This is a genomic window from Ruegeria sp. HKCCA5426 (assembly GCF_013034585.1).
In the GTDB taxonomy this organism is placed as follows: domain Bacteria; phylum Pseudomonadota; class Alphaproteobacteria; order Rhodobacterales; family Rhodobacteraceae; genus Ruegeria.
The window spans coordinates 1-2,500 of record NZ_WQGH01000021.1 but is presented as its reverse complement, the minus strand read 5'-3'; the positions used below and the strand labels follow the sequence as shown (position 1 = coordinate 2,500).

1 tRNA gene and 2 rRNA genes (1 of these 3 cut by a window edge) are annotated in these 2,500 nt (G+C 54.2%); all 3 read left to right on the top strand.

The features are described 5' to 3' along the window. Window positions 1–1,932: ribosomal RNA gene (locus GOV87_RS19810) — 23S ribosomal RNA — on the top strand (it extends 955 nt beyond the left edge of the window). 201 nt (window positions 1,933–2,133) lie between these two features. Further along, a 5S ribosomal RNA gene (rrf, locus tag GOV87_RS19805) occupies window positions 2,134–2,248 on the top strand. Window positions 2,249–2,298: 50 nt separating this feature from the next. Then, a tRNA-Met gene (locus GOV87_RS19800) sits at window positions 2,299–2,375 on the top strand. Window positions 2,376–2,500 lie beyond the last annotated feature (125 nt).

Here is a 2,500-nt window from a genome sequence, read left to right as displayed (position 1 = left end):
TCCGAATACCCGGGAGTACTAGATGGCAGACACACTGCGGATGCTAACGTCCGTAGTGGAGAGGGAAACAACCCTGACCTACGACTAAGGCCCCCAATTCATGGCTAAGTGGGAAAGCAGGTGGGACGACCAAAACAACCAGGAGGTTGGCTTAGAAGCAGCCATCCTTTAAAGATAGCGTAACAGCTCACTGGTCTAAATAAGTTGTCCTGCGGCGAAGATGTAACGGGGCTCAAGCCATGAGCCGAAGTCTAGGGATGCGTAAGCATCGGTAGCAGAGCGTAGTGTGACATAGGACTTATCCTGTATTGCCGCTGGTTATGCGGCGCGAGTAATCGCGCTCAAGTAGCCGAATAGGCGGTAGCGCAGGATCGAGTCCTTTCGATGAAGCCGGCCTGTGAGGGATCCGGTGGAGAGATCACTAGTGAGAATGATGACATGAGTAGCGACAAAGAGTGTGAGAGACACTCTCGCCGAAAGTCCAAGGGTTCCTGCTTAAAGCTAATCTGAGCAGGGTAAGCCGGCCCCTAAGCCGAGGCCGAAAGGCGTAGGCGATGGGAACTAGGTTAATATTCCTAGGCCAGGAGGATGTGACGGATTGCGGATGTAGTTCAGCCTTATCGGATTGGTTGGGCTGCTGAGCAGTTCCTGGAAATAGCCCTCCATCAGACCGTACCCTAAACCGACACAGGTGGACTGGTAGAGCATACCAAGGCGCTTGAGAGAACGATGTTGAAGGAACTCGGCAAAATACCTCCGTAAGTTCGCGAGAAGGAGGCCCGGTTCCTAGGCAACTAGGGGCTGGGGGCACAAACCAGGGGGTGGCGACTGTTTATTAAAAACACAGGGCTCTGCGAAGTCGCAAGACGACGTATAGGGTCTGACGCCTGCCCGGTGCCTGAAGGTTAAAAGGAGAGGTGAGAGCCTTGAATTGAAGCCCAGGTAAACGGCGGCCGTAACTATAACGGTCCTAAGGTAGCGAAATTCCTTGTCGGGTAAGTTCCGACCTGCACGAATGGCGTAACGACTTCCCCGCTGTCTCCAACATCGACTCAGCGAAATTGAATTGCCTGTCAAGATGCAGGCTTCCCGCGGTTAGACGGAAAGACCCCGTGCACCTTTACTACAGCTTCGCACTGGCATCAGGATTGTGATGTGCAGGATAGGTGGTAGGCTTTGAAGCAGGAACGCAAGTTCTTGTGGAGCCTCCCTTGAGATACCACCCTTCGCACTCTTGATGTCTAACCGCGGTCCGTTATCCGGATCCGGGACCCTGCGTGGCGGGTAGTTTGACTGGGGCGGTCGCCTCCTAAAGCGTAACGGAGGCGCGCGAAGGTTGGCTCAGAGCGGTCGGAAATCGCTCGTTGAGTGCAATGGCAGAAGCCAGCCTGACTGCGAGACTGACAAGTCGAGCAGAGTCGAAAGACGGCCATAGTGATCCGGTGGTCCCGAGTGGAAGGGCCATCGCTCAACGGATAAAAGGTACGCCGGGGATAACAGGCTGATACTGCCCAAGAGTCCATATCGACGGCAGTGTTTGGCACCTCGATGTCGGCTCATCTCATCCTGGGGCTGGAGCAGGTCCCAAGGGTACGGCTGTTCGCCGTTTAAAGAGGTACGTGAGCTGGGTTTAGAACGTCGTGAGACAGTTCGGTCCCTATCTGCCGTGGGTGTAGGAGACTTGAGAGGAGTTGCCCCTAGTACGAGAGGACCGGGGTGAACGATCCACTGGTGGACCAGTTGTCGTGCCAACGGCAGTGCTGGGTAGCTATGATCGGACAGGATAACCGCTGAAGGCATCTAAGCGGGAAGCCCCCCTCAAAACAAGGTCTCCCTGAGGGCCGTGGAAGACCACCACGTCAATAGGCCGGAGATGTAAGCGCAGTAATGCGTTCAGTTGACCGGTACTAATCGCCCGATAGGCTTGATTTGATCCAGTAATGGAAAGACAAGACCAAAGCATACACACCTTGAACATGGATAACTTCGTCGCTTTTTTGCAAAAGCAAAAAGAGCGACGGTGTTGATTGAAAACACAACCGAGTGGCAACGCGCCTTTTGCAAGCAAAAGACGCTGCCTGCCACCTGTCGCTTTCTTGCACAGCAAGAAAGTCGACATGGGCTTTTCCTCGGTTTGGTGGTCATAGCGCAAGTGAAACACCCGGTCCCATCCCGAACCCGGAAGTTAAGCACTGCCGCGCCAATGGTACTTGGGCTTAAGCCCCGGGAGAGTAGGTCACCGCCAAACCTAGTAAAAGCCCAATTCTCTCTAAACGATGAAACACTTTCCGACCCTGACGCGGGATGGAGCAGCCCGGTAGCTCGTCAGGCTCATAACCTGAAGGTCGTAGGTTCAAATCCTACTCCCGCAACCAGGTCGGAAACTTTCAAAGCAGTCCGTTCAGACTACAATTGAGCCACCAGATCAATCGCTTAACGTCTTCACCTCGTCAGGCTCATAACCTGAAGGTCGCAGGTTCAAATCCTACTCCCGCAACCA